Here is a 20,915-nt window from a genome sequence, read left to right on the forward strand (position 1 = left end):
AGAATGGACTACAAGTCACAAATTAATCTTGATAAACTCCCAGAACATATCGCCATCATCATGGACGGTAATGGGCGTTGGGCAAAAAAGCAGAGTTTGATGCGTGTCAAAGGCCATGAAAAAGGCACAAAAACTGTCCGTGAAATTGTAGAAGCTTCCGCAGACTTAGGTATAAAAAATCTTACACTTTATGCGTTTTCTACTGAAAACTGGAATCGACCAAAGCTTGAAGTCCAAATGCTAATGCGACTTTTGGTGTCTTCTTTGAAAAAAGAAATCGAAACCTTTCAAGAAAACGAAATCAAACTAAGTACAATTGGTTGCATAGAAAATTTGCCGAAGAATGCACAAAAAGAATTAAAAGAGGTAATGCGCAAAACCGAAAACAATAAGCGCATGACTCTGACTTTAGCATTGAGCTATGGTTCTAGAGAAGAAATTACTCAAGCAGTAAAGAATATTAGCAAAAAAGTTAAAAATGATTTAATAGATTCGGATGACATCGATGAATCTACAATAAATAATCATCTTTACACCCAAGATTTACCGGATGTAGATCTGATGATCAGAACAAGTGGAGAACAAAGAATTAGCAATTTTCTGCTATGGCAAATAGCTTATGCAGAGTTGTATTTTACTGAGGTTCTTTGGCCTGATTTTAGTAAAAATGACCTTTTTGAAGCGATTTATAAATATCAAAAAAGAGAGAGAAGATTTGGAAAAACAAGTGAACAACTTTAAAAGCAAATGCAAATTTGCAAAAACCCCGCTATGGTTATCATTAATAGCACTTGTCTTATTTTGCAACACAGCAAATGCACAAAACGTTCCTCAATCAACTGGAAAAAAATACACCATTGGAGAAATTATCGTCAGTGGCTCCACAAGTTATAATGAGAATACAGTTATCGCATTTACAGGCTTAAAATCTGGTGATGAGATTTATATACCTGGTGATAAAATCAGTAAAGTTCTAAAAAAGCTTTGGGATTTAGGCTTGTTTAGTGACATCAATTTTTATTTGGTAAATGTAGAAGGTGATACTGCAGATTTAGAATTAGAAATCGTTGAAGTTCCTAAACTTAAAGACGTAAAAGTCCGAGGAATTAAAAAGCGCAAGCGCGAAGAAATCATTAAGGATAACGACATTACCAGCGGCAAAAAAGTCACAGAAAATTATATCATCAACCTACGAAACAATATTGAAGACAAATACCGTGAAAAAGGCTTTCTAAACGCAAGCGCAAACATTTCTACAACAGAAGTTATTGACACTACTGATACTGAAAACCTTGTTAATATGACCATAAATATTAAGAAAGGTGATAAGGTAAAAATCGGTGAAATTAATATTGAAGGTAACGAGAAATTTTCTGATTGGAAGATTCGAAGAATCATGAAAACCAAAAGGAAAAACTTCCTTAGAATTTGGAAACGCTCTAAATTCATCAAAGAAGATTATGAAGCTGACAAAGAGAAAATTGTCAAAAAATACAAAGAAAAAGGCTATCGAGACGCCAGAATAGTAGAAGACTCCATAATAGAAAAATCAGACAATGATATCGTTATCAACCTTGAAGTTAAGGAAGGAGATCGTTATTATTTTGGAAATATTGAATTTTTAGGTAACTCTGTATATACTGATCAAGAGCTGAATCAACTTATTGGAATTAGAAAAGGAGATCCCTACAATGGTACCGTACTCCAAAATAAAATTGCCAATAAAGAAAAGCCAGACGCAGAAGATCTTACCAACTTATATCAAAACAATGGTTATTTGTTTTCTAATATCACACCTGTTGAAACTAGAATTTATAACGACACCATCGATTTTGAGATTAGAATTAACGAAGGTAAAATCGCTTATTTCAACGACATTAAAGTCCGAGGTAACGACAAAACAAATGATAATGTAATTTATAGAAATTTAAGAACCAGACCAGGTCAACAATATAGCAAACAAGACGTCATGAACACGATACGTGAACTTGGTCAACTCGGATTTTTCAATCCTGAAAATCTTGAGCCAGAATTCAAGAATGTGGATCCACAATCAGGAACTTTAGATTTAGAATACGTTGTAGAAGAACAAGGCAGTAGCCAAATAGAACTACAAGGTGGTTACGGTGGCGGCGGTTTCATCGGTACTTTAGGTCTTAGATTCAATAACTTTTCATTAAAAAATATTTTCAACAAAGAAGCTTACAAACCAATCCCAATGGGAGATGGTCAGTCATTATCTTTACGAGCACAAGCTAGTATTTCGTTTCAGAATTATAGCTTGTCGTTTACAGAACCTTGGTTAGGAGGGAAGCGTCCGGTACAATTATCAGTTTCCCTATCACAAACCATTCAATTTTTGTTCAATCCTTTAACAAGGCGTGCGGATAACGACAGAAGTTTTACAATTTCTGGAATTAATGTTGGTTTTGCCAAAAGACTTAGAGAACCTGACCAAAACTTTACGCTTTCTGCAGCTGTAGGTTACCAACATTTCAAATTGAATAATTACAATATTGGTTTATTTAGATTTCCTAATGGAAATTCAAACAACTTATCATTTACTTTAGGTTTAAATAGAAACAATACATTTACGAATCCAATTTTCCCGTTGGGCGGTTCAGAATTTGATTTATCTTTTAAATTCACCCTACCATATTCATTATTTAACGATGTAGATTATGGAGAATTGAGAGATGAAAGACAAGTCGCTTTACAAAATGAAGATGCTGACGCATTGGCAGAAATTGATCAACAACGTTTCAATTGGTTAGAGTTTTATAAAGTGAAATTCAGTGGCGATTGGTACAACAGACTGGTTGATAAATTGGTATTGAGAACCAGATTTGAATACGGATTTTTAGGCGCATACAATAATGAGCGAGGTATTCCTCCATTCGAAAGATTTTTCTTAGGTGGTGATGGATTGGCAGGTTTTGCCTTAGATGGTCGTGAAATAGTTGCCTTGAGAGGTTACCCAAATCAATCAGTAATGCCAAGAAGTAGATCGATGTCTGGGGAAGAAAGTTTTAATGATGGTGCATCTATATACAATAAATACACCATGGAGTTACGTTATCCTATAACATTAAAGCCAACTGCATCAATTTATGGTTTGGCATTTTTGGAAGGCGGTTCAACTTTTGATGATTTCAAAAACTTCACACCTTTCGAAATGAGCAGATCTGCCGGGGCTGGACTTAGAATTTTCATGCCAGCATTTGGTTTGTTAGGAATTGACTTTGGGTATGGTTTCGATCCTATACCTGGATCAAACTCTGGTGCAAATGGTTGGGAAACTCACTTTATAATTGGCCAACAATTTTAATTGGCACGATTATTTCTTAAACTAAATCGCAATGAAGACAAAACTTTCATTTTTAATCATCCTTAGTATTGCATTTCAGATGAATGCACAACGCGGGCTAAAAGTGGCTTACGTAGACATGGATTACATTTTGGATAATGTTCCAGAATACAGACAAGCTAGTGGACAGTTAGAATCTAAAGCCCAACAGTGGCGAACAGAAATAGAATCTAAGAAAAATGAAATTGACAAGCTAAAAAATGAACTTGAAAAAGAGCGACCACTACTCACTCCTGAATTGATTCAGGATATGGAAGATGAAATCGAATTTCAGGAAAATAAACTTTTGGAATACAGAAATAAGCGATTTGGCGTGTCAGGAGATTTCATTACACAAAAAAGACAATTAATACAACCTATTCAGGATCAGGTTTTTAACTCTATTCAAGAAATCGGTGAAAGCAGAGGTTACGATTTCATTTTTGAAAACTCTGCAGATGCATTACTTTTGTTTTCAGCAAAAAGACATGACATTAGTGAAATCGTTTTAAAAATGATTAAAAGAAATGCAAGAACTGATGGTCAGAGCGAGAATATTATTGAAGAATTAGACGATTACAAATCTGTACAAAAAGCAGAGCAGGACAGCATTCAGGAAAAAGAAAGAATTGCAGACCGAAAGGAAAAAGAAGATGAAAGACAAGAGCAAATAGATGACCGAGAAAGCAGAAGAGATTCTATTAGAGCGGCAAGACAAAAAGAATTCGAAGAGCGCAGAGCACGAATTTTAAAACAAAGAGAAGAACGCGAAAGACAAAGAGACTCTATTCGAGAAGCAAGAGAAAATAATTAATTATAATATAATCACTAAATTTAAATTTTAAAAATGAGAAAGTTAACAACAATTTTAATAGCTTTAGTTCTAACATTTGGTTTTACAACTACGGCAGAAGCACAATCAAAAGTTGCTCATATCAACTCAAATGAATTTGTGCAAAACCTGCCAAGCTTCCAAAATGTCAATTCTCAAATCGATCAATTAGAAAAAACCTACAGAAAAGAAATTGATGATTTATTGAAAGAAGCTCAAAAAACCAATGAGCGCTATCAAAGAGAAGCAAGCTCAAAAACTGAAGAAGAAAATCAAAAAAGAGCTATGGAGCTTCAGGAAATGCAGCAATCTATAATGGAATACAGACAAACTGCATCTGAAGATCTTCAGAAAAAACAAGAAGAGTTAATGCGTCCTGTTTTAGAAAAAGCGAGACAAGTTATTCAGCAAGTAGCAAGAGACAAAGGATACGATTACGTATTGGATTCATCTCTTGGCGCTGGCGTTCTAATGGCAGATGGATACGACCTTATGGCCGATGCTAAAGCTGCAATTGGAGAATAATTAAAATTTTGAAATACCATAAAAAAAGCCATCTTTGTGATGGCTTTTTTTATGAAATAATCTTCACAAAATGCATGATGCTCCTATTGTAATATTTGACTCTGGACTTGGTGGGACTTCTATTTTAAGAGAAATCATCATTAGATTACCCAGCGAAAATATTATTTATTTAGCCGATAGTATAAACGCCCCTTATGGTGAAAAACCCAAGTCGGAAATTATACGTTTGAGCCAAAAAAATACAGATTTGGCTCTACAATTTGGTGCAAAAATTATAGTTGTTGCCTGCAATACCGCAACCACAAATGCCATATATGTTTTACGGAAAACTTATAATGTACCTTTCGTTGGCATCGAACCTGCCATAAAACCTGCGGCTTTAAATACAAAAACCAAACGTATTGGTATTCTAGCAACCAAAGGAACTTTATCAAGTGAATTGTTTCAACATACAAGTCAGACATTTGCAAAAGACACAAAAGTTGTTGAGGTCATTGGCAAAAATATCGTAGAAGCAGTTGAAAGTGGAACCTTAGACAATCCTATTTTTATAGAGAGTTTAAAGAAGCAAGTTCAAATCTTTATAGATGAGAACATAGATGTTTTAGTTTTAGGCTGTACTCATTATCCATATATTATTCCAATACTAAAACAATTACTGCCAGAAACCATCAAAATTATCGACTCTGGATATGCCGTCGCTAAACAAACTGAAAATGTACTAAAAGCGAAAAATCTAAAAAATACTTCAGAAAAAATTGGAAGTCTTAAGATTTTCACCAATAAGTTAAACCAAAGTATTATTCAAAAGCTGAATCCTAATTTTGATCTAGAAAATATTATTTTCAAAGAATTCTAATAATCCGAATAGAAATCAACATAAAACTTAACTACAGTTTTTTTACATTGAAGTTTAGTATTTAGATAAAATCCTTATTTTCGCAAATCATTTGAAATCAATGAAAAATGAGTAAGAAATTTCCTGAATACAAAGGGCTTGACCTACCAAAAGTTGCAGAAGACATTTCTAAATTTTGGGAAAACAACGATATTTTCCAAAAAAGTATAGATAGTCGCGAGGGCAAAGAATCATTTGTCTTTTTTGAAGGACCGCCATCGGCAAACGGAATGCCTGGCATTCACCACGTCATGGCTAGAAGTATTAAGGATATTTTTTGTCGATACAAAACACAAAAAGGATTTCAAGTGAACCGAAAAGCTGGTTGGGATACACACGGTTTACCTGTTGAACTCGGTGTGGAAAAAGAACTGGGAATTTCCAAAGAAGATATCGGTAACAAAATTTCTATTGAAGATTACAACAAGGCTTGTAAAGAAGCAGTAATGCGCTACACCGATGTGTGGAACGATTTGACCAAAAAAATCGGCTATTGGGTAGATATGGAGAACCCGTATGTCACCTACAAGTCCAAATATATGGAGACTGTTTGGTGGCTTTTATCAGAAATTTACAAGAAAGGACTGATTTATAAAGGTTACACCATCCAGCCATATTCACCAAAAGCAGGAACAGGTCTAAGCTCACACGAGCTGAACCAACCCGGCACTTATCAAGATGTTACAGACACAACGGTTACAGCACAATTCAAAGCTAAAAAAGAAACTTTACCAGAAAAATTACAAAACATTGAAGGTGATATTTATTTCCTAGCTTGGACAACCACGCCATGGACTTTACCAAGTAACACAGCTTTAACAGTTGGTAAAAAAATTGAATACGTTTTAATAAAAACCTTCAATCAATATACATTTGAACCAATAAATGTCATCGCAGCCAAAGCTTTGGTTGGAAAACTTTTCAAAAAGAAATATAAGGCAGTTGAGTCTGAATCTGAACTCAAAGATTATAGCCAAGATGACAAGAAAATACCGTATTTTACTTCTGAAAACATTCTTGGTAAAGATTTGGTAGAAAGTCGCTACGAGCAACTTTTATCATATACAAAGCCATTTTACAATCCAGAAAACGCATTTAGAGTTATCGCGGGAGATTTTGTCACTACTGAAGACGGAACAGGAATCGTTCACACAGCACCAACTTTCGGTGCAGACGATGCCATGGTTGCCAAACAAGCAGAGCCAGAAATTCCAGGAATGCTCGTTAAAGATGAAAATGATAATTTAGTTCCGCTTGTCAATCTGAAAGGAAAATTCAGACCGGAATTAGATGAACTTGCAGGCAAATACGTCAAAAATGAATATTACGAAGACGGCAAAGCACCAGAAAAATCTGTTGATGTTGAAATCGCGATCAAACTGAAGGAAGAAAACAAAGCTTTCATTGTTGAAAAATACGTTCACTCCTACCCAAATTGCTGGCGTACCGACAAACCAATTTTATACTATCCGCTTGATTCGTGGTTTATTAAAGTCACCGAGTTCAAAGATAGAATGCATGAGTTGAACAAAAACATAAACTGGAAACCAAAATCTACTGGTGAAGGTCGTTTTGGAAATTGGCTTGCCAACGCCAATGATTGGAATTTATCCAGGTCTAGATATTGGGGAATCCCGTTGCCAATTTGGCGAACAGAAGATGGCAAAGAAGAAAAAATAATTGGTTCTATAAAAGAACTAAAAGCTGAAATTTCAAAATCTATCGATGCAGGATTTCAAAAAAACGATCCTTACGATGGTTTTGAACCAGATAACTTCAGTGATGAAAATTATGATAAAGTAGATTTACATAAAAATATCGTAGACGACATCATCCTGGTTTCAGATTCAGGACAACCAATGAAACGAGAAGCTGATCTCATCGATGTCTGGTTCGATTCAGGATCTATGCCTTATGCACAATGGCATTATCCTTTTGAAAACAAAAATAAAGTGGAAGACACTTGGCGATCTGCCGATTTCATAGCCGAAGGTGTGGATCAAACCCGAGGATGGTTTTATACTCTCCACGCTATTGCAACTATGATTTTTGACGATGTTGCCTACAAAAATGTAGTGTCTAACGGTTTAGTTTTAGACAAAAACGGACAGAAAATGTCCAAAAGATTAGGCAATGCAGCCGATCCTTTTAAAACTTTAAAAACCTATGGACCAGATGCCACACGTTGGTACATGATTTCGAATGCAAACCCATGGGACAATTTGAAATTCGACTTGGAAGGCATTGGAGAAGTTCAACGTAAATTTTTTGGAACGCTTTACAATACTTATTCTTTCTTTTCGATGTACGCCAATTTGGACAATTTCGACTATAAAGAAGCAGATATTGAATTAGCAAAACGCCCAGAAATCGACCGTTGGATTCTTTCAGAATTGAATACACTCATCAAAACCGTAGATCAATTTTACGGAGATTATGAACCGACAAAAGCCACACGTGCTATTTCAGATTTTGTTCAAGAAAATCTGAGCAACTGGTATGTGAGGTTGAGCCGAAGAAGATTCTGGAAAGGCGAATACAAGTCGGACAAAATCTCCGCTTACCAAACTTTGTTCACTTGTTTGAAAACAATTGCTGAAATTTCAGCCCCTGTTGCACCATTTTATTCAGATAAGCTTTATAAAGATTTAACTTCAAGTATACAAGGAGAGTTTCAAGAGAGTGTACATTTGGTTGAATTTCCAAAATACGATGAAGCTTTTGTCGATAAGGATTTGGAGCATAAAATGCAAATGGCACAAACAATTTCTTCTTTGGCTTTATCCCTCAGAAAAAAAGAAATGATAAAGGTTAGGCAACCTTTAGAGCGAATTATGATTCCAGTTTTGGATGAAAAAGTAAAAACGCAAATTTCAGATGTTGCAGATTTGATAAAATCTGAAATTAACGTAAAATCTATTGAATTCATAGATGATGCATCTGGAATTCTAGTGAAAGAAATAAAACCGAATTTCAAAGTTTTAGGCCCAAGATTTGGTAAAAACATGAAATTGGCGGTTCAAGCCATTAAGGCGATGAATCCAGATGACATTTCTGAAATTGAAAAACAAGGTTTCATCGAATTGAATATTGAAAATAGCCCGACAAAAATCGGTCTTGATGAAGTTGAAATTATTTCACAAGATATAGAAGGTTGGCTTGTTTCCAGCGGAAATGGCCTGACTGTTGCATTAGATGTTACTTTAAATGAAGATTTGGTAAATGAAGGCATTGCCAGAGAATTGGTCAATAGAATTCAAAATTTGAGAAAAGATTCCGGATTAGAAGTTACGGACAGAATCGATGTCTATTTGAAATATGACAAGCAAATAGAAACTGCAGTCAACCAAAATCTAGATTATATTAAGACTGAAACATTAACCGATAAATTAAATATTAATAGTGAAATTCAAAACGGTTTACCAATTGAGTTTGACGATGTGAGTACCGTTTTAGAAATTAAAAAAAACAAATGAACATGACAGAAGAAACTACAACTAAAGAAAGATATTCTGACGCTGATTTGGCAGAATTCAAAAAATTGATTCAAAATAAAATAGAAAAAGCCCAGCATCAACTTGAGCTTTACGAGCAATCGTTCAAAAACGGAAGCGCTAACGACACGGAAGATACGGCACCGACTTTCAAATCTTTTGATGACGGAAGCAATACATTGAGTAAAGAGGCTAACTCACAATTGGCTATTAGACAAGGGAAATTTATCCGTGACTTAAAAAACGCTTTGATTAGAATTGAGAATAAAACCTACGGCATTTGTAGAGAAACAGGTAAACTGATTAGAAAAGAAAGGCTTTTGCTTGTTCCTCACGCAACGCTGAGTATTGAAGCAAAAAATCAGCAGTAACAATATTTAAAAAACTCCCGACAAATCGGGAGTTTTTTATGTCCAATTGGTATATGGATTTTTACTGAGAACAGAATTGTAATATTTTGGATTTCCGGTGACTTCAGTTCCTAACCAATTTGGTTTTTGAAATTTTTCATCAGCAGAATTGAGTTCAACTTCTGCAACAATTAATCCTTCATTTTCGCCATAAAACTCATCTATTTCAAAAATATGTTTTCCTTTTTTTACTAAAAAGCGTGTTTTTTCAATTATTCCAGGTTCACAGAGTTTCAAAAGTGATTTAGCTTCTTCTACTGGAATTTCCTGTTCCCATTCGAATCGAGATGTTCCATCTGCTGTGGATTCGCCTTTAATGGTTAAAAAACCAGAATTCCCATAAATTCTGACACGAACTGTTCTTACTTTGTGTGAATTCAAAAAACCTTGTGAAATTGACTTACTATCATAAGCTTCTTCTTTGAATTTGCTGGAAGTTACCAGGAATTTGCGTTCAATTTCCTGCACAACTATGCTTTAAAATTTTCTGCTATTGATTCAGCTAGGGCTGAAAGGTCTTCATCAGAAAAAGATTCTTTATTTTCAAAACGCATATCGTCCATACTTTGTAATGGAATGAGATGAACATGAACGTGAGGCACTTCTAAACCAATGACTGACATTCCAATTCGCTTGCAGTCTACTGTTGCCTCTAAGGCATGAGCCACATCTTTCGAAAATGCCATTAGATCCATGTAAGTTTGGTGATCTAGGTCGAATATTTTGTTGACTTCTTTTTTAGGAATGCACAAAGTATGACCTTTTGCGTTAGGATTAATATCCAAAAACGCTAGAAAATCATCTGTTTCTGCAACTTTGTGTGAAGGAATTTCTCCTGAGATAATTTTTGAAAAAATAGAGGACATAATTTTTATTTTTGAGATTTATTTTTTTCTTCAAGTTCAGCTTGAAACTCTTCCATTACAGGCTTAACAGTGCTTTCAGGAATATCTTCAATCCGAATATACATCAAACCATCTACAGAATTATTGAAAAGCGGATCGACATTGAACGCCACAACTTTAGCATTCTGTTTAATGTATTTTTTAATTAAAACCGGCAGTCTAAGGTTGCTGGGTTCAATTTCATCTATGATTTTGTCGAATTTATTCAAATTAGCTTGGGTAGAATCAAAAACAAAATCTTTGTCTGCATCTTTTAGTTTGACTTTAAATTCTTTTTTAGGACGAACAAATTGCGCCATATACGGATCATAATAGTTAGATTTCATGAATTCAATCATCATAGATTTAGAAAAATTTGAAAACTGATTGCTAATACTAACGCCGCCAATGAGGTATTTGTGTTCAGGATATCGCAAAGTGCAATGGACGATACCTTTCCAAAGCAAGAATAAAGGCATCGGTTTTTGTTGATATTCTTTGGTGATGAAAGCACGCCCCATTTCAATGGATTCGCTCAAAGTTTTGTAAAGTTCAGGTTCAAATCGGAATAATTCATTCAAATAAAAACCATCAATACCGTATTTATTAAAAATATCACGCCCAAGCCCCATTCTGTAGGCTCCAGCAATTTTCTTAGCATTATTGTCCCACAAAAACATATGTTGGTAATAATCGTCATATTTATCCAAATCAACAGATTTGTTTGTGCCTTCACCTACACTTCTAAATGTGATTTCACGCAATCGACCTATTTCTAAAACAATATTTGGAATCAATTTTCTTTCAGCGATAAAAACCTCATAATTATTACTTTCCAACAATCGTTTGGATTGGTCACGACAAGCTTGAATATCTTTTTCTATATCTTCTAGACAGACTTCATTTGCAATGTTTTTTGGTGGTCTTTTTAATGGAAATTTAATTTGCTTTGGCAAATTTTGTAATAAGTTTTTCCTTTCATAAGCATTGGCTAAAAAGTAAGTTTTTTGCCTGATAAATGTTGTAAAATCTTCTAAATTTTCATGTTCATTTTGTTCAGCTACACTTATAGAATTACCAATTCTAACTTTGATAGTACGTTGCTTTTGCTTCAGCATTTCGCTTGGCAATTTCGCAGTTCGCAAAGAATCGTTCAACTTTGCAAAGCGGTAAAATGAAGCTGAATTTTTAGCATGAAAATAGACTGGAATAATCGGTACATTTACTTTTTTTATTAATCGCATAGCTTCAGAAGTCCATGGTTTGTCCACAATTGTTTTCCCTTCTATGTGTGTTGAAACTTCTCCAGCTGGAAAAACTCCAAACGGATGTCCTTCTTTAATATGAGATAAAGCCTCTTTCAATCCAGAAATACTAGATTTAGCATCCTTCCTATTTTCAAAAGGATTAACCGGCATAACATAAGGTTTTAATGGCAATAACCGATGTAATAAAAAATTGGCGACTACTTTGTAATCTGGTCTGGCTTCCAAAAGTAATTTCAACAAGATTAAGCCATCTACAGCACCAAGCGGATGATTGGAAACAGTCACAAATGGACCGTCTTTAGGAATACGTTTTAAATCTTTTTCAGGAATTTCAAATTCAACGTCCAAATCTAAAAGTATGGCATCAATAAATTCAACTCCTTGTAAGTGAGTGTATTTGTCATAGATTTTGTTCAAATCTGAAATACGTGTCGCTTGCATGATGAACTGTCCCATCATGTTTCCAAGCACGCCAAACTTGCTCAAATTCAGTCCTTGTGCAATTTCTTTTGGTGTTATAAAACTCATTTGCGGTTAGGTTGTAATTTGTAAAGATAACAAAGTTTAACAATAGCCGTAACGGATAAACAATAAGAAAATTGGCTTCTGTCCAAAAAATAATGCGAATTTAATACAAACTTTTACTTTTATAAAAAGGAAAGAATTCTAATATTACTAAAAGTTTAAGAGCGCTTATTTTCTCTTAAAAGATCCCTTATTTCTGCAAGCAATTCTATATTTTTAGGCGTGGTTTCAGTCTGGTCAGATTCATTTTCTGCTTTGTTTTTCATTCGATTAAAAATTTTGATAACCACAAAAATACTTAAAGCAATAACTACAAAATCAATGATAATTTGAATGAAGTTACCATAATTCACACTTACCAATTCTTGAACAACTTCACCATTGGTTTCGATTCTTTCTTGAAGCGTCAATTTGAGGTTTTGAAATTTTACACGACCTAAAAAATATCCGATAAGCGGCATAATCATATCGTTCACAAGCGATGAAACTACTTTACCAAAAGCAGTACCTATGATAATACCTATCGCCATATCAAACATATTACCTTTGATGGCAAACTCCTTGAATTCTTTGATAATTTTCATAACTATTAAAATTTAAAATCTGAAAATACACAAAATTTCAAAAGCAAATTATTTTACAATGACATTTGTAACATTGTAAATTCAATTTGAATTCTCGCTTGTTTTGAAATGTAATATTAAAGTCACTTTTTTTCATAAATATTTAATAACTTGAATGCCTAAGTTTCAACAACTTCAAATCAACTTTAAAAATGAAAAACTTCAGGTATTTACTCGTATTTTATTGTGTTTTATTTTGTTTTGCTTGTTCAGATTCTGACAAATCTGATGACAGCAACAAAGAGAAATTCAATACTTTTATCTCTCAACATACTTCAGGTCAAATTTCTATCGCAGATCCTATTATTATTGAATTTCCTAAAATTATTGAACAATATTCTACAACTCAAAAACTTCCAGAGGAGTACCTCAACATTTCACCAAAAGTGGACGGTGAACTGAAAATTATAGACGGTAAAAGACTCATTTTTAAACCTGAAAATCATCTCAAATCAGGACAAAAATACAGTGTTGAGTTGCGTTTAGATGAATTCTACAGCGACCTCGACAGCGAATTTCACGATTTTGAATTTAATTTTGAAACCATTACGCCAGATTTTAAAATCAGTTTCAAAGATTTGCAATCCTACGACGACCAATGGCAATATCTGAATGCTATTGTTGAAACTTCAGACCTGATGAATTCTGAAAACTTGAAAAAGGCCATCACCGCAAAGCAAAAAAATGACGAGCTAAAAATTAAATTTGAAAATGAAGATGCAGAAAACACTTTCTTCAGCTTCAAAATAGACAGCATCCGCCGGTACAAAACAGGCTCAAAACTCATATTGTCTTGGGATGGCAGAAAAGTTGGCGCAGAAACTAGCGGCAATTATGAATATGAAATACCTGGAGAAATGGATTTTCAGGTTTTGGATGTCCAAACTTCTACCGGCAACAATCCGAAACTCAGCATCAATTTTTCTGAACCCGTTTCGACTTCGCAAAACTTTTTAGGTTTAGTTGAAATTGATGGCAAAAATAATTTCAATTTTGATGTAGATGGCAATTTGCTTAATATTTATCCCAAGCAAAACTTCTCAGGAAACGTCGAATTGAAAATCAATAAAAACCTAGCCAATCAAAAAGGTGAAACACTAACTCAAAATTTTTCAGGATTTGTCACTTTCAAACAATTAAAACCAGAAGTGAGACTAATTTCCAAAGGCGTCATTTTACCAAACGCCAAAGAGAATCCGTTTTATTTCGAAGCAGTGAACCTTATGGCTGTGGACGTGAGCATAATCAAAATCTATGAAAATAATATTTTAGATTTTTTACAAGACGCAAATTTAAACAGCACCCAGATGTATCAAATCAAAAAATCTGGGAGACTTATTGCTAAAAAAACGATTCCTTTAGTTCAAAATAAAGTCGACCACACTGGCCAATGGACAGCTCACGCAATAGATTTGGCTAAAATTTTTCAGCTTGACAAAGCCAGTCTTTATCAAATTGAAATCAGTTACAATAAAGCCTATTCACTTTATAATTGTGATGAATCCATCGAGGAGAAAATCAAAAATTTTGAGGTTGATACGCAAACTAAGACCGAAGATTTCGGCGAGAAGGAGAATGATTTTTGGAACAACAAATCCAACCAAAGACATGACTATACTTACAATTGGCGAGAAAGAGAAAACCCTTGTCACGAGGCCTATTACAACGACGATAAATATGCTTCAAGCAATTTATTAGCTTCAGATTTGGGCTTGATTGTCAAAAAAAGTGAAAACGGGAAATACTTTTTTACAGTCAGTAATCTTCTTACAGCAGAACCTGTGAGCGATGCAAAAATTGAAGTTTTTAACTTTCAAAAACAAAATATTGCAAACCTAAAAACTGACCAAAACGGATTTGCAGAATTAGCCACTTCAGAATATCTGAGTTTTGCCACAGCAAAGCATTTAGAGGAATATGCTTATCTCAGAATCGATGATAACCAAGCGCTACAAACCAGTAATTTCGACGTGTCTGGTAAAAATGTGAAAAGTGGAATTGATGGGTTTTTATATGCAGAACGCGGAGTTTACAGACCAGGTGATGAAATTTTTCTCACATTTGTTTTGAATGACAATGACAACCCAATTCCCGAAAATCACCCTGTAAAATTGCATTTCACCGATCCGAGTGGCAGATTGATTCAAGAAGAAGTCAAAAATCAAAGTGTCGGTAATTTTTATACTTTCAAGCTCAAAACCGATGCCGACGACCCAACAGGAAATTGGACTGCAAACGTAAATATTGGTGACGTAAGTTTTCAGAAAACGCTAAAAATTGCCAGCGTTAAACCCAATCGATTAAAAATCAAACTCACTCCTGAAAATGAAGTTTTGAGAGCCAATAGCGTAAATACGCTTCAACTGAAAACAGAGTGGCTGACAGGCGCTACAGCTAAAAACTTAGATTTTGAAATTGAAACTGAAATCAAAACGCTGCAAACTCCGTTTGAAAAATTTGAAAATTTCACGTTCAACAGTCCAACTCGCTCATTCGAAAACCAAGAACTTACCAAAATTGAAGGTCAAGTAGATGGATTTGGAAATGAAACTTTATATCCTGAATTCAATATCAACAATAAAGCACCAGGAATGCTAAAAGCTAATTTCCTAACCAAAGTTTTTGAGGGTGGCGGCGACTTTTCTATAGACATTCAATCCAAAAAACTTTCGCCATTCAGTCATTATGTAGGCTTGAAATCAACAAAACAAAAACCCAATAAAGTTTTTGATACTGATAAAAACCTTCAATTTGAAACCATTAGTCTAGACAGTCGTGGAAATACTGCAGGTCGAAGAAAACTGGAAGTGAAAATATATAAAATCGACTGGCGTTGGTGGTGGAATCGTGGCCGAGACAATTTATCTGAATTTGAAAAAGCTAAAAAACACCAAGTCTATAAAAGTTTTGAAATTACAAGTGACCAACTCGGAAAAACTTCATTTTCGCTAAATATTCCAGACGAAGATCGCGGCAGATATTTATTTAGAATTACCGACAACAGTAGTGGACACAGCACTGGCGAGATTTACTATTTTTACAGAAATTGGTGGATGAACGATTCTGGAAACACTCCGAGTTCCGACTTGATTTTTACAGCTGACAAAAGCAAATACAATGTTGGAGAAACAGCTAGAATTTCCTTTCCGTCAGGAAGTGAAGGAAAAGCACTTTTGACTATTGAAAACGGCACTGAAATTTTAAGCAAAAAATGGGTTGATACCCAAAAAGGAATGACAACCACAAATTTGGAAATTTCAGAAAATATGGCGCCAAATGTGTATGTAAGCATCACATTATTACAAGCTCATAGATATACAAAAAACGATCTGCCGATACGAATGTTTGGCGTAATTCCACTAGAAGTTGAAAATCCGAACAAAAAACTTCAACCGAAGCTAAATCTGCCCAAATCTGTACGTCCAGAATCTGATTTTGAAGTTAAAATTTCCGAAGAAAATGGAAAAGCCATGACTTACACTTTGGCAATGGTTGATGAAGGTTTGTTGGATCTTACCAATTTCAACACGCCAGATATTTACAATTATTTTTATGCTAAAAAAGCCTTAGGCGTGAAAACTTTTGACGTTTACGATCATGTCATCGGTGCTTTTGGCGGTAACATTAAAAACATTTATGCCATCGGCGGCGGCGATGCAGCAGCGGCAGCCAAAAATCGAAAAGCGGAGCGTTTCAAATCTGTAGTTGAATTTTTAGGACCATTCAAATTAGAAAAAGGAGAAACAAAACAACATCAAATTAGCATGCCAAACTATATTGGTTCGGTAAAAATGATGGTGGTCGCTGGAAATTTGAAAAATCAAGCTTTTGGCAATTCCGAACAAGTTATGAAAGTGAAAAAACCTTTGATGACTTTACTTTCTGCACCAAGAAAATTATCTCCAGGCGAAACAATAAAATTGCCAGTTACCGTTTTTGCTATGGAAGACAACATCAAAAATGTAGAAGTTGAATTATCGCTTAGCGAAGGACTTCAACCTATTGGATCACAAAATAAAAAAATGAATTTTACAGAAACTGGTGAGCAGATTGTGTATTTTGATTTTAAAGTGATCAGCTCAAAATCTGTTGAAAATATTTCTGTCACCGCTAAATCGAAAGGTGAAAAATCTTCTGCTAATGTTGAAATCGATGTCCTCAATCCTAATCCTATTTCTAGGCGACAAAATTTAGTAGTTGTTGATGAAAATTCTTCGCAAACACTAAACTTAGAGCCTTTTGGTGTCAAAGGAACTAATGAAGCTTTTGTAGAGTTTTCAGCGCTTCCGCCAATGAATATTTACAAGCGTGTAGATGAACTTATTCGTTATCCACATGGATGTGTGGAGCAAACCACTTCAGCAGTATTTCCACAATTATTTTTGTCAGAAATCACCGAAATCAGTATTTCCAAAAAACAAGAAATCGAAAATAATATTAAAGTAGCAATTTCAAAATTATATGATTTCCAAGATTCTTCTGGAGGCATCACATATTGGTCTGGTGGACGAATTAGCGATTGGAGTACAAATTATGTTGGTCATTTTATGCTAGAAGCCAAACGGAAAGGTTATCAACTGCCAGTTACATTTCTTAACAACTGGATGAGATACCAAAAAAACCAAGCCAGAACGTGGCGAAATGACAACAGATACAACACTTCTCACATACAGGCTTACAGATTATACACGCTTGCATTGGCTGGACAACCTGAAATGGCTGCGATGAATAAGTTGAGAAATTCGAAAAACTTGAGTAACAGTACGATTTTCAGACTGGCTCATACTTACGCAATAGTTGGTCAAACACAAGTTGCTGAAGATTTATTGAAAACAGCGGCAATTACATTTCAGACAGATTATAGTAATAATTCGACTTTTGGTTCACAATTGAGAGACCAATCCATGGCTTTAGAAACTTTGGTTGCCATGAAAGATGAACAAAGACATGAACTTGCAGAGCAAATTGCAAATCGTTTGTCTTCTGACGATTGGTTAAGCACGCAAGAAACCGCTTTTGCACTTTTGGCATTATCTAAACTCATTCAGAATAAAAATGAAGGCATCAATCTAGAAGTTACCCAGCACAATTCTACTGAAAACCTACAATCCAAAAAATCAATTATTAAATATGACTTGGTAACGAATACAAATCCGTCTGAACTTAAAATTCAAAATAAAGCGAATCAAAAATTGTATGCAAGTTTGGTTGAACTCGGTAAATTACCATTAGGCGAGGAAATGACTTCTTCCAAAAATCTACGAGTTTTCAGCAACTTTTATAATGCTTCTGGACAAGCCTTAGATATTTCTGAACTCAGACAAGGCACAGCAATTCAATTGGAGGTTATTGTGGAAAACACTTCGCAAACAGACTTGATAAATGTGGCACTTCAGCAATTTGTCCCAAGCGGCTGGGAAATTGTCAACACAAGTTTTACCGATTTCAGAAGTGGCGAAAATCAAGCGGCAGATTATATCGATATGCGTGACGATCGGGTTAATTTCTATTTTGATTTAGAAGGCAACAAGCAGGTGAAATTCAAATTGAGCCTGAATGCGTCTTATTTAGGCGAATATTATTTACCTGGCGCTCAAGTTGAAACTATGTATGACAGAAATTATTTTGCAAGAAATAAAGGCGAATGGATTAAAGTTATTGAATAAAATGCAAAAGATTTCATCTTGGTGGAAAGCTTTGAAAAAAGGCTATAAAATCACTTTTGTGTTAGTGTTAATTGCTTTCAGTTTTTGGCTGTTTAGTTTACCAGAACCACTTTTCGAAACGCCATACAGCACAATTGTTTTGGACAAAAACCAGCAATTAGTAGGTGCAAAAATAGCCAAAGACGGACAATGGCGATTTCCCAAATCTGACAGCATTCCAGAAAAAGTAAAAATTGCCATTAAATTTTTTGAAGACGAGTATTTCAACTATCATCCGGGTTTCAATCCTGTGGCAATTGCTGAAGCATTTTGGCACAATTCAACTTCAGAATCTCGGCGTGGTGGCAGTACCATCAGTCAACAACTGATTCGGCTTTCACGTCAAAATCCAGCTAGAAATTATGCTGAAAAATTTATTGAACTGGTAAAATCGACTAGATTGGAAGCCAGATACAGCAAAGATGAAATTCTAAATTTATACCTTTCTCATGCACCTTTTGGCGGAAATGTGGTTGGCATAGATGCAGCATCTTGGCGATATTTTGGAATTCCTGCTGAAGATTTGAGTTGGGGACAAGCGGCGTCATTAGCTGTTTTACCAAATGCGCCGTCATTGGTTTTTCCTGGTAAAAATGAAATTACTTTAAGAAAAAAAAGAGACCTGCTTTTGCTAAAACTTCATAATAATGGAATAATCGACGAAGTGACTTATGAACTTTCAAAACTTGAAAATTTACCAGCTAAGCCAAAATCATTACCAAATCTAGCACCACATTTTTTAGAAATGGCAAGGCAAAAAAATGAAGGAGAAAATATTCATTCAACTATAGATTCTAGAATTCAGAAAAAAGTAAACCGAATTGTAGAAAAATACTATCAGCAATATTCTGAAGAAAAAATATACAATTTTGGAGTTGTGGTGATGAATATTGAAACAGAATCTGTTTTGGCGTATGTTGGTAATTCAAACACAAATTTGCAACATCAAAAATTTGTGGATAATGTACAAAGTTCACGAAGTACGGGGAGTTTGCTAAAGCCATTTTTGTACGCTGCCATGCTGGATGACGGTCAATTACTTCCTGAAATGATGGTTCCCGATGTGCCAACCGCCATTGCGAATTATCGCCCAGAAAACTTCACTAAACAATTTAAAGGCATTGTTGCTGCAGACGATGCGCTTACGGAATCTTTGAATATTCCAGCGGTTCTCAATTTAAAATCTTACGGATTAGAACGCTTTTATACAGATTTGAAACGAAGTCAATTGAAAGGTTTAGACCGAAATTATGATAATTATGGCTTGACACTCATTTTGGGCGGCGCAGAAAGTTCACTCTGGGAATTGACGAAACTTTACAGCAATTTTGCTAAAAATTTGAATTTCTATAACGAGAATTCGAGTCAATATCCAGCAGATGGTTTTGGTAAAATCCGTTATAAGCAATCATCAAAAAAAGAATATAAAACTAGTTTTGAGCCTCAAGTTTTTAGCGCCGGAGCAACATATTTAAGTTTGGAAGCTTTAAAAAACCTAAAACGTCCTGCTTCTGAAGTTAACTGGCAATATTTTGAAAGTGCACAGAAAATTTCTTGGAAAACAGGAACGAGTTATGGTCATAAGGATGCCTGGTCAATCGGTGTGAATTCAAAATTTGCTGTTGGCGTTTGGGTTGGCAATTCTAACGGCGAAGGTCGTGCAGGTCTTACTGGTGTTTCCAAAGCCGCGCCTGTTATGTTTGATGTGTTCAAAACTTTAGATCAAAATGAACAGAAATTTCAAAAACCTTTTGACGATTTGGTTGAAATTGAAGTTTGCGAAACAACTGGTTTTTTGAAATCCATAAATTGTCCGAAAACGAAACAAATTTTGAGTACACCAAAAGGTCAAAATGCAGATGTTTGTCCTTATCATAAAATGCTGACTTTGGATGAACAGAAAGCGTTTCAAGTTAATATTGGTTGCGCTGAAAGTCAGTCTGTGCATTCTGAAGCTTTTTTAGTTTTACCACCAAAATTGGCCTATTATTACAAAAATCCAGATTATAGAAAACCGCCGCCATTTCATCCGGATTGTGTTGGATTTCAAAATGAAAACCTCATGGATTTTATCAATTTGAAACCTCAGCAAACTTTCATTCTTCCAAAGAATTTAGAAGAAACTTACAACGAAATCATCATTAAAGTTGCGCATCAAAATGACACAGAAATCCATTGGTATTTGGATGGAGAGTATTTAAAAACTACTTCCCTATTTCACGAAATCGCTTTGTTGCCTAATGAAGGTGATCATAAAATTACAGCTATCGATGAGTCTGGTCGAGAAATTTCGAGGACGTTTTCTTTAGAAATTAGTGATTAGCAGTTTGTCGAAAAATACGTTTAAGCTCAAAAGCTTTTTAAAAACTTGGTTTTTTCCAGTACATTTGCATTAATTTTTCAAA

The 20,915-nt window shown here is 34.8% G+C and carries 13 protein-coding genes; 9 read left to right on the top strand and 4 right to left on the bottom strand.

The features are described from left to right. The first annotated feature begins 3 nt into the window (after positions 1 to 3). The 7 genes from EIG86_RS05885 to EIG86_RS05915 all read left to right on the top strand — a co-directional run bounded on the left by EIG86_RS05885 (position 4) and on the right by EIG86_RS05915 (position 9,466). Complete coding sequence (locus tag EIG86_RS05885; RefSeq protein WP_127845237.1) at positions 4 to 741, top strand: isoprenyl transferase; 738 nt, start codon at positions 4 to 6, stop codon at positions 739 to 741. Further along, positions 677 to 3,328, top strand: a complete 2,652-nt coding sequence (locus EIG86_RS05890; protein ID WP_127845238.1) for a BamA/OMP85 family outer membrane protein — start codon at positions 677 to 679, stop codon at positions 3,326 to 3,328. Before EIG86_RS05885 ends, EIG86_RS05890 begins: the two co-directional genes overlap by 65 nt. A gap of 31 nt (positions 3,329 to 3,359) precedes the next feature. Continuing rightward, positions 3,360 to 4,160, top strand: a complete 801-nt coding sequence (locus EIG86_RS05895; RefSeq protein WP_127845239.1) for an OmpH family outer membrane protein — start codon at positions 3,360 to 3,362, stop codon at positions 4,158 to 4,160. Between the two features lie 33 nt (positions 4,161 to 4,193). Beyond that, a complete protein-coding gene (locus EIG86_RS05900; protein WP_127845240.1) occupies positions 4,194 to 4,703 on the top strand; it encodes an OmpH family outer membrane protein in 510 nt (169 codons plus the stop codon). A 70-nt stretch (positions 4,704 to 4,773) separates the two neighbouring features. Next, complete coding sequence (gene murI, locus EIG86_RS05905; protein ID WP_127845241.1) at positions 4,774 to 5,562, top strand: glutamate racemase; 789 nt, start codon at positions 4,774 to 4,776, stop codon at positions 5,560 to 5,562. A 107-nt stretch (positions 5,563 to 5,669) separates the two neighbouring features. After that, positions 5,670 to 9,077: an isoleucine--tRNA ligase gene (ileS, locus tag EIG86_RS05910; RefSeq protein ID WP_127845242.1), complete on the top strand. Its 3,408-nt coding sequence runs from the start codon at positions 5,670 to 5,672 to the stop codon at positions 9,075 to 9,077. Positions 9,078 to 9,079: 2 nt separating this feature from the next. Further along, complete coding sequence (locus EIG86_RS05915; protein WP_127845256.1) at positions 9,080 to 9,466, top strand: TraR/DksA family transcriptional regulator; 387 nt, start codon at positions 9,080 to 9,082, stop codon at positions 9,464 to 9,466. 36 nt (positions 9,467 to 9,502) lie between these two features. On the opposite strand, the gene EIG86_RS05920 is transcribed toward EIG86_RS05915, so the two are convergent. The 4 genes from EIG86_RS05920 to mscL form a co-directional block, all read right to left on the bottom strand. Beyond that, complete coding sequence (locus EIG86_RS05920; protein ID WP_127845243.1) at positions 9,503 to 9,973, bottom strand: CYTH domain-containing protein; 471 nt, start codon at positions 9,971 to 9,973, stop codon at positions 9,503 to 9,505. Between the two features lie 2 nt (positions 9,974 to 9,975). Continuing rightward, positions 9,976 to 10,371, bottom strand: a complete 396-nt coding sequence (locus tag EIG86_RS05925) for an HIT family protein (RefSeq protein ID WP_127845244.1) — start codon at positions 10,369 to 10,371, stop codon at positions 9,976 to 9,978. A gap of 5 nt (positions 10,372 to 10,376) precedes the next feature. After that, positions 10,377 to 12,185 carry a GNAT family N-acyltransferase gene (locus EIG86_RS05930; protein ID WP_127845245.1) on the bottom strand — a complete coding sequence of 603 codons (1,809 nt, stop codon included), beginning with the start codon at positions 12,183 to 12,185 and terminating at the stop codon, positions 10,377 to 10,379. 155 nt (positions 12,186 to 12,340) lie between these two features. After that, positions 12,341 to 12,766, bottom strand: a complete 426-nt coding sequence (mscL, locus tag EIG86_RS05935) for a large-conductance mechanosensitive channel protein MscL (protein WP_127845246.1) — start codon at positions 12,764 to 12,766, stop codon at positions 12,341 to 12,343. Positions 12,767 to 12,957: 191 nt separating this feature from the next. On the opposite strand from mscL, the gene EIG86_RS05940 reads away from it, so the two are divergent. Both EIG86_RS05940 and pbpC read left to right on the top strand, forming a co-directional pair. Continuing rightward, positions 12,958 to 18,471 carry an alpha-2-macroglobulin family protein gene (locus EIG86_RS05940; RefSeq protein ID WP_127845247.1) on the top strand — a complete coding sequence of 1,838 codons (5,514 nt, stop codon included), beginning with the start codon at positions 12,958 to 12,960 and terminating at the stop codon, positions 18,469 to 18,471. Next, positions 18,416 to 20,833: a penicillin-binding protein 1C gene (gene pbpC / locus EIG86_RS05945; protein ID WP_240032183.1), complete on the top strand. Its 2,418-nt coding sequence runs from the start codon at positions 18,416 to 18,418 to the stop codon at positions 20,831 to 20,833. Before EIG86_RS05940 ends, pbpC begins: the two co-directional genes overlap by 56 nt. Positions 20,834 to 20,915: the final 82 nt, after the last annotated feature.

The organism is Psychroflexus aestuariivivens (assembly GCF_004010055.1).
Classification (GTDB): domain Bacteria; phylum Bacteroidota; class Bacteroidia; order Flavobacteriales; family Flavobacteriaceae; genus Psychroflexus; species Psychroflexus aestuariivivens.

What these genes read in the sequence shown, in the direction of transcription:
- EIG86_RS05885 (WP_127845237.1), top strand. Translation starts at nt 4, where the DNA reads ATGGACTACAAGTCACAAATTAATCTTGATAAACTCCCAGAACATATC.
- EIG86_RS05895 (WP_127845239.1), top strand. Translation starts at nt 3,360, where the DNA reads ATGAAGACAAAACTTTCATTTTTAATCATCCTTAGTATTGCATTTCAG.
- EIG86_RS05900 (WP_127845240.1), top strand. Translation starts at nt 4,194, where the DNA reads ATGAGAAAGTTAACAACAATTTTAATAGCTTTAGTTCTAACATTTGGT.
- murI (WP_127845241.1), top strand. Translation starts at nt 4,774, where the DNA reads ATGCATGATGCTCCTATTGTAATATTTGACTCTGGACTTGGTGGGACT.
- ileS (WP_127845242.1), top strand. Translation starts at nt 5,670, where the DNA reads ATGAGTAAGAAATTTCCTGAATACAAAGGGCTTGACCTACCAAAAGTT.
- EIG86_RS05915 (WP_127845256.1), top strand. Translation starts at nt 9,080, where the DNA reads ATGACAGAAGAAACTACAACTAAAGAAAGATATTCTGACGCTGATTTG.
- EIG86_RS05925 (WP_127845244.1), bottom strand. Translation starts at nt 10,371, where the DNA reads ATGTCCTCTATTTTTTCAAAAATTATCTCAGGAGAAATTCCTTCACAC.
- EIG86_RS05930 (WP_127845245.1), bottom strand. Translation starts at nt 12,185, where the DNA reads ATGAGTTTTATAACACCAAAAGAAATTGCACAAGGACTGAATTTGAGC.
- mscL (WP_127845246.1), bottom strand. Translation starts at nt 12,766, where the DNA reads ATGAAAATTATCAAAGAATTCAAGGAGTTTGCCATCAAAGGTAATATG.
- EIG86_RS05940 (WP_127845247.1), top strand. Translation starts at nt 12,958, where the DNA reads ATGAAAAACTTCAGGTATTTACTCGTATTTTATTGTGTTTTATTTTGT.
- pbpC (WP_240032183.1), top strand. Translation starts at nt 18,416, where the DNA reads ATGACAGAAATTATTTTGCAAGAAATAAAGGCGAATGGATTAAAGTTA.